Here is a 7,698-nt window from a genome sequence, read left to right as displayed (position 1 = left end):
CGTCACGCTTGCTTCTGACTGAGTAAATGGAACGACCGGTTGCCGTGGCTATCTCTTCCTCTGAGAACCTGCCAAAGAGATGAAGCTCGGCTGCTGTCCATGGTCTGCCGGTCATCTTGCTGATGAGTGGTGCGCCGATACGCGATGCCTGGCGAGTGATTGCCGATTCGGAACGCTCAAGTTTTTCTGCGATAACCTGAACAGGCATTGTTCTTCCAACTTCATGCAGGAACAGGTTTTCCCACGGTTGCCAAAGTTCGCTCATTGGTTCTCCTTAAGGCGATACATACAGCCGCCGATCGTTCCGTTTCCCCATTCCTCAGCGATCAGGTGTTGTTGTATTTGGTCCAGAGCAGGGCCTGAGATGAATGTTTGTTGCATCTCTAAGTTAGGTGCCCATCCCTCGTAATATGGCTCGTGGTAATTAAGGGTGATTCCTTCTGAATGGCTTAGTGCGCCTGCTGAAGTTTTCCATCTGTGGAACGCAGTGATGTTGTTCCGCGCAATGTCACTGTGACGCTTGAGGACGGCACCGAGAAAGATGTGCAGGTGATGACTCAGGTGGTTGATCTGCAGTCTGGTGACGTCGTAACGCTCAACGACATTCGTGGTCGTTACGAGTGCTACACCGACACCGGTCCATCATTCCAGAGCATGAAGGAGCAGAACCGCGCAGAGATTCAGGAGTTGCTCACTAAGGTTCCACAGGGTACTCCAGAGTGGCAGATGCTGTTGCTGCAATACTTCACGCTGCTTGACGGTAAAGGTGTCGAGATGATGCGTGAGTACGCTAATAAGCAACTCGTCATGATGGGTCTCAAGAAGCCTGAAACGCCTGAAGAGATTCAGATGGTTCAGCAAGCTCATCAACAACCCAAGGAGCCAACGCCGGAGCAAATCGCTGCTCAAGGCCAGATGCTTATGGGTCAGGCTGAGTTGATTAAGGCACAGAACCAACAGGCTCAGATTCAGGTCGATGCAGCCAAGGTTGAAGGCCAGAACCAGCTTAACGCAGCTAAGGTTGCAGAAATATTCAACAACATGGATATCGATAAGCAAGCGGAGTTCAGAGAATTCCTCAAGCTTATGGGCCAATTCCAACAACAGCGTAGTGATGATGCTCGCGCTAACGCTGACCTGCTTCTAAAAGACGCAGACCAAACACATTCACAACGCATGGATTTCGCGAATCTATTGCGACAAGTTCAAACACCCTCCGGCGGCGTAGCCGAGAATCCTCAATAAGAGAGAGTTAATCATGGAACAAACCACCGAAATTCAGGCAACTGAAGAACAACTCCTGCCCGTCGATAACGCGGCGGCACCCGCAGTCGATCCTTCGCTAAATGCCAATAGCGAAACTGGACAGGAAGAAGGCTTCGAGATTGTCCTGAAAGACGATGAGAACAAGCCAAAGCAAGACCCGGAAACCAACGCGAAATTTGCACAGCGTCGCATTGAGCGCAAGCGCCAGCGTGAACTCGAGCAACAGGCTGAAGCAGTTAAGCGCGGAGAGTTACCGGAGAACTTACGGGTTATCCCTGAAATTCCAAAGCGCCCTAATCCCAATGACTATTTGTCAGATGAGGGGCTGGCTAAGTACAACTACGACAGCACTCTTGCCCTCGCCCAATTCAATAGTGATTTGGATGAGTGGAATGAGAAGTCGCTAGATGCACGTAGCGCAGCTGTAGCAGAGCAAGGGCGTCGTGCTCAGGAGTACACCCAGCAATCAGCGCAATACGTCGATGCTGCACGTAAGCACTATGACGCAGCAGAAAAGCTCAACATCCCTGATTATCAGGAGAAAGAAGACGCATTCATGCAGGTTGTTCCAGCGCCGGTAGCAACTGACATCATGCGCCTTTTCCCAGAGAAATCCGCAGCGCTCATGTATCACCTGGGGGCAAACCCAGAGAAAGCTCGCCAGTTATTGGCGATGGACGGGCAGCAAGCGCTGATTGAACTCACTCGACTATCAGAACGTTTAACTCTCAAGCCTCGTAGCAAGCCAGTTTCAGAAGCCCCTAACCCTGATGAACCAATTCAGAGGCAAGCTGTTGCAGCCAACATTTCTGCACTTGAAAAGCAGATGAATGCCGCAGCCGAAAGAGGTGATACAGAGACATATCGCAAGCTCAAGGCGCAATTGAATAAAGGATCTCGTAAATGAGCTTAAAAGAAGGCCAACTGGTCACCTACGCTATCGATGAAATCATCGAGACTGTGCAAAACCTGACGCCAATGGCGTCTAAAACCTCAAAATACACTCCTCCAGCGGCATCAATGCAGCGTTCTAGCAACACTGTCTGGATGCCGGTTGAGCAGGAAGCGCCAACCCAGACAGGATGGGATCTGACCAATAAGCAGACCAATGTTCTGGAGTTGTCAGTTAAGTGCAACATGGGGGATCCAGATAACGACTTCTTCCAGTTGCGAGCTGATGATATGCGTGACGAGCGCTCTTATCGCCGCCGTATCGCCGCATCCGCCAAAAAATTGGCGAACAACATTGAGACGGCAATTGCTAAGCAGGCAACTGAGATGGGCTCTCTGGTTGTTCATGATGCTCGCTCAATCGGTCCATCAACTGGCCTGACTGGCTGGGATTTCCTGGCATCTGCTGAAGAACTGATGTTTGCTCGCGAACTCAACCGCGACATGGGTATCAGCTACTTCATGAACCCTTCGGATTATCGCAAGGCAGGTCGTGAACTGACTGCTGGAGACATCTTTGGTCGGGTTCCTGAGGACGCGTACCACAACGGAAATATTCAGCGTCAGGTTGCTGGTTTTGATGACGTTCTGCGATCACCAAAACTGCCTACCGTCGTTGGTTCTACCGTTACCGGCGTTACTGTTACCGGTGCTCAGAAGTTTAAGCCACAGGCTTTCACTACTGACACTGACGGTAATAACGAAAACGTTGATAACCGTGTGGCAACGGTTGTTGTTTCTTCAACTACCGGCCTGAAGCGCGGCGACAAAATCAGCTTTGCTGGCGTGAAATATCTGTCTCAGATGGCGAAGAACGTACTGACCGATGACGCGACCTTCTCCATCACTCGCGTTATCGACGGCACTCATATCGAGATCACTCCTAAGCCGGTAGCGTTGGACGATGCAACCCTGACCGCAGAAGAGAAGGCGTACGCTAACGTTAACACCTCTCTGGCTGCATCCGCTCCGGTAACACTGCTGAACGTAGCCTCTACCACTGCAAACATTGGCTGGGCAGACGACTCCATTCGCCTGCTTTCTCAGCCAATTCCGGTTACGCATGAGCTGTTTGCTGGCATGAAAACTCAGTCGTTCAGCATTCCAGGCGTCGGCATTAATGGCATCTTCGCAACGCAGGGTGATATCAACACTCTGACCGGCCTGTGCCGTATCGCTGTGTGGTATTCGGCGTGTGCTGTTCGTCCGGAAGCTATCGTTGTTGGTCTGCCTAATCAGACTGCACCGTAATGAGAATGGGGCTTCGGCCCCATCTTTTTTGGAGAAGGTTATGACACAGATGGTTTTTCGCCACGGTGGCACCAAGAAGTGGAAAGGCGTTGGCTATGATTTTGAAATAATTAGCGAAGATGACCTGCAGGAGTATCTCGATGCTGGCTGGTTTGCACATCCTGATGACCTGCTAAAAGATTCTGCAGAGCCAGAGCCAGAGCCAGAAGTAAAAGAACGCAAGAAGCCGGGGCCAAAACCAAAGGGGTAGCAGATGAACCTCACAACGAAAGGTGATCTCGTTCTCGCCGCGCTGCGCAAACTCGGTGTCGCTTCAAACGCCACGCTAACCGATGTCGAGCCTCAGTCGATGGAGGACGGAGTTAACGACCTCGAGATGATGATGGCTGAGTGGCTCGGAGGGGATGACTCACCAGGAATTAGCGTGGGATATATCTTCGCTGACCCAGATATTCCCCCTGCAACTGGTGATTACCACGGGCTGGCAAACAATGCGCTCAATGCCGTGATTACCAATCTCGCATGCAGAATTGCGCCAGATTACGTGATGGAAGCATCCGGCAAACTCATTACGACCGCGCGTTACGGTAAAGAGCAACTTGTGAAGCTCTCTGCTATATCTCGCGCTCGTGACGCTAAATGTAAGTCCGGATATCCAAACCGGATGCCTATCGGCAGCGGGAACAGACTAGCTACATACAAAGGCTGGAACTATTTCCACCGCAAAGGCCCATGTGATAACGGGAGCGACTAATGCCGATTCAGCAGCTTCCATTGATAAAAGGCGTTGGTAAAAACTTCAAAACCGCCGACTACATCGACTATCTCCCGGTGAACATGCTGGCGACACCTAAAGAAGTGCTCAACAGCAACGGTTATTTGCGCTCATTCCCCGGTGTAACGAAGTTATCAGACGTTGCTGGCACATCTCGCGGCGCTGAGTTCAACACATCTCAGAATGCCGTATATCGCGTCATGGGTGGTAAGTTGTACCGGTCGGATTCTGCGGTGGGTGGTGTTTCCGGTTCGTCTCGCGTATCTCTGGCCCATGGTCGCACGTCTCAGGCTGTTTGTGTTAACGGAAATGTTGTCGAGTACCGGTACGACGGAACAGTGAAGACGATCGCCAACTGGCCTGTAAGCAGTGGGTATACGCAATATGAACTTGGCTCTGCGCGTGATGTAACCCGGCTTCGTGGGCGCTATGCCTGGGCGAAGGATAACTCAGATTCATGGTTTATTACTGACCTTGAAGATGAATCACATCCTGACCGATACAGTGCTGAGTATCGCGCTGAGTCTCAGCCCGACGGAATTATCGGCATTGGTTCATGGCGAGACTTTATTGTTTGCTTCGGTTCGTCAACGATTGAGTATTTCTCTCTTACCGGAACAACTACTGTCGGCGCGGCTATCTACGTAGCCCAACCGTCACTGATGGTTCAGAAGGGTATCGCCGGCACTTACTGCAAAACTCCTTTTGCAGACTCATATGCATTCATCAGCCACCCGGCATCAGGTGCGCCATCGGTGTACATCATCGGTTCAGGGCAGGCATCGCCAATAGCCACGGCCAGCATTGAGAAGATTATCCGCTCTTACACAGCCGATGAGCTCGCGACTGGCGTAATGGAGACTCTGCGTTTTGATGCTCATGAGCTTCTGATGATTCATCTGCCACGCCACGTACTGGTTTACGACGCATCAGCAAGCCAGAACGGTCCGCAATGGTGCGTGCTGAAAACTGGCTTATACGATGACGTATATCGCGCCATCGACTTCATGTATGAAGGTAACCAGATTACTTGCGGCGACAAACTTGAAGCGGTAACCGGTCATCTACAGTTCGATATCAGCAGCCAGTACGACAAACAGCAGGAGCACTTGTTATTTACCCCGCTATTCAAGGCAGATAACGCAAGGGTGTTCGACCTGGAAGTTGAGTCATCAACCGGTGTTGCTCAGTATGCTGACCGACTATTCCTGTCCGCAACAACTGATGGCATCAATTATGGCCGTGAGCAGATGATAGAACAGAATGCGCCGTTTATTTACGATAAACGAGTAATCTGGAAGCGCGTTGGTCGTATCAGGAAAAACATCGGCTTCAAGCTGCGCATCATCACTAAGTCACCAGTAACACTATCCGGATGTCAGGTGAGGTTAGAATAATGGCTGATGATGGATTAAAAGAACCGGTCATCATTCAGGCTACTAGCCTCGATGCTTCCATACTTCCAAGGAACGTATTCACTCAGTCCTATCTGCTCTATGTAATCGCGCAAGGTACGGACTTGGGTAACGTTGCTGGCAAGGCTAACGAGGCCGGTCAGGGGGCTTACGATGCTCAGGTTAAGAACGATGAGCAGGATGCCATCCTCGCAGACCATGAATCAAGGATTGAAGCCGCTGAAGCAACTCTCATTAACCATGAGCAGCGCATCACAGCAGCTGAGGCTACTCTTGCAGACCATGAAACAAGAATAACTGCTGCTGAAGCGGAATTGGTCGACCATGAGACAAGGATTACCGCTAATGAGGCTGAGTTAGCAGACCACGAAACGAGGATAACCCAGAACACGACTGATATCGATGGGCTCGACACGAGGCTAACCGCAGCAGAAGGAAGCATCACGACGCTGCAAACCACCGTAGCCAATCACACCACAAGAATCACCGCGCTTGAGTACGCTACAACGCGCAAGAAATCTGAGGTGGTTTACAGTGGCATTTCTCTTGTCATTCCAACTACTGGCGCAAACCTTGTCACTTTGCTTAAAGCTCTTACTCCTACCAGTGGGACGCTAGCGCCATTCTTCAACACAACGACAGATAAGCTTGTTGTTTACAACGAAAACAAGACTGTCAATTTCAAGTTGTCATTGATTGGGTCATGGCCTGGCGGAACGACAAACCGCTCTATTCAGTTAACGTTCTCCGGGGCGGTTCCGGACACGTTGGTTAACAGCAGAAACGTAGCCACAACCACAGATAACGTATTGCTGGCGACGTTCTTTAGCGTTGATGTCGGCGGGTTCCTTGCCACTAACGGCAGCACCATGACGATTCAGTCCAACGGTGCCGCATTCACGGCCACAACCATCAAAATCATTGCGGAACAGTAATGGAAATAAAGCTCATCGATAACCCGGTGAAGCTTGCAGAATTCCTCAATAATCCAGAAACAACAGGCAATATCGTAGATAGCGGTGACAAATACTACATCAAACCAGATGCGGTATATCTCGGCATCTATGAAGGCGTTCTGCTGGCTGGCGTCCATGAAGTTCGCAACTTCTGGCACAGCATTGTTGAGTGTCACGCAATTTATGACCCCGGATTCCGTGGTGAGTATGCACTAAACGGGCATCGCTTATTCTGCAAATGGCTTCTCCAGAACTCCCCATTCCTGAACAGCATCACAATGGTACCTGACACCACTAAATACGGTCGCGCGATTATCCGTCTGCTTGGTGCTACGCGCGTCGGTCATCTCGATGATGCCTATATCAGCAATGGTAAACCCGTCGGAATCACTCTCTATCAATTACCTCGCTCGAAATATGAGGAACTCTTAAATGCTAATTCATCAGATTGCCAATAAGCACCTCAACAAAGCGGTGTATCAAAAGGGTGGTGATGGCGGTGCCGGCGCACAGGCAAAGGCAACGCAGAAGGGAATCGACCTGCAGCGCGAGATGTGGCAAACGAACATGCAGAACCTTGCTCCGTTCACGCCACTTGCTCAGCAATACGTTTCACAGCTCCAGGGTCTATCTACGCTTCAGGGGCAAGGTCAGGCGCTCAATGATTACTACAACTCGCAGCAGTACAAAGACCTTGCGGGACAGGCTCGTTATCAATCCCTGATGTCTGCAGAGGCGACAGGTGGCCTTGGTTCTACCGCAACTGGTAACCAGTTAGCAGCCATTGCTCCAACTCTCGGACAGAACTGGTTATCAGGCCAGATGAACAACTACCAGAACCTGGCAAATATCGGCCTGGGTGCTTTAACTGGTCAGGCTAATGCCGGGCAGTCATATGCGAATAATGTGGGGCAGTTGTATCAGCAACAGGCCAACGCAGCAGCTGCAAACGCTAATCGACCATCCACTGGACAAAAGTTCCTGGGTGGAGCTGCAACTGGAGCGGCGGCAGGTTCTGTTGCTGGTCCATGGGGTGCTGCAATTGGTGGGGCTGTTGGTGGCCTTGGTTCATTACTTTTCTGAG

The 7,698-nt window shown here is 50.9% G+C and carries 7 protein-coding genes and 3 pseudogenes; 9 read left to right on the top strand and 1 reads right to left on the bottom strand.

Annotation, left to right across the window (positions count from 1 at the left end):
* Nucleotides 1-265: pseudogene (locus tag FDX14_RS19255) on the bottom strand (hypothetical protein); the annotation flags it as partial.
* A gap of 230 nt (nt 266-495) precedes the next feature.
* Here FDX14_RS19255 and FDX14_RS19245 point away from each other — a divergent pair.
* The 9 genes and pseudogenes from FDX14_RS19245 to FDX14_RS19205 all read left to right on the top strand — a co-directional run.
* Nucleotides 496-1,245: pseudogene (locus tag FDX14_RS19245) on the top strand (portal protein); the annotation flags it as partial.
* 13 nt (nt 1,246-1,258) lie between these two features.
* On the top strand, nt 1,259-2,173 hold the full coding sequence (locus tag FDX14_RS19240) for a scaffolding protein (protein ID WP_137350067.1): 915 nt from the start codon (nt 1,259-1,261) through the stop codon (nt 2,171-2,173).
* Complete coding sequence (locus FDX14_RS19235; protein WP_137350066.1) at nt 2,170-3,468, top strand: P22 phage major capsid protein family protein; 1,299 nt, start codon at nt 2,170-2,172, stop codon at nt 3,466-3,468. The genes FDX14_RS19240 and FDX14_RS19235 overlap by 4 nt, the downstream gene beginning before the upstream one ends.
* Before the next feature lie 40 nt (nt 3,469-3,508).
* A pseudogene (locus FDX14_RS19230) lies at nt 3,509-3,744 on the top strand (hypothetical protein).
* Nucleotides 3,722-4,222, top strand: coding sequence for a packaged DNA stabilization gp4 family protein (locus FDX14_RS19225; protein ID WP_137350065.1), 501 nt, complete (start codon nt 3,722-3,724; stop codon nt 4,220-4,222). The pseudogene FDX14_RS19230 and the gene FDX14_RS19225 overlap by 23 nt, the downstream one beginning before the upstream one ends.
* On the top strand, nt 4,222-5,640 hold the full coding sequence (locus FDX14_RS19220) for a packaged DNA stabilization protein (protein ID WP_137350064.1): 1,419 nt from the start codon (nt 4,222-4,224) through the stop codon (nt 5,638-5,640). Before FDX14_RS19225 ends, FDX14_RS19220 begins: the two co-directional genes overlap by 1 nt.
* Nucleotides 5,640-6,593, top strand: a complete 954-nt coding sequence (locus FDX14_RS19215; protein ID WP_137350063.1) for a tail needle knob protein — start codon at nt 5,640-5,642, stop codon at nt 6,591-6,593. Before FDX14_RS19220 ends, FDX14_RS19215 begins: the two co-directional genes overlap by 1 nt.
* Nucleotides 6,593-7,072, top strand: coding sequence for a DUF2824 family protein (locus FDX14_RS19210; RefSeq protein WP_137350062.1), 480 nt, complete (start codon nt 6,593-6,595; stop codon nt 7,070-7,072). The genes FDX14_RS19215 and FDX14_RS19210 overlap by 1 nt, the downstream gene beginning before the upstream one ends.
* Nucleotides 7,047-7,697: a P22-gp17 family phage DNA ejection protein gene (locus tag FDX14_RS19205; RefSeq protein WP_137350061.1), complete on the top strand. Its 651-nt coding sequence runs from the start codon at nt 7,047-7,049 to the stop codon at nt 7,695-7,697. The genes FDX14_RS19210 and FDX14_RS19205 overlap by 26 nt, the downstream gene beginning before the upstream one ends.
* Nucleotide 7,698 lies beyond the last annotated feature (1 nt).

The organism is Citrobacter sp. wls710 (assembly GCF_005281115.1).
Classification (GTDB): Bacteria; Pseudomonadota; Gammaproteobacteria; order Enterobacterales; family Enterobacteriaceae; genus Citrobacter; species Citrobacter werkmanii.
Note: the sequence above shows the minus strand (reverse complement) of the source record. Positions and strands in the feature narration are given on the sequence as shown.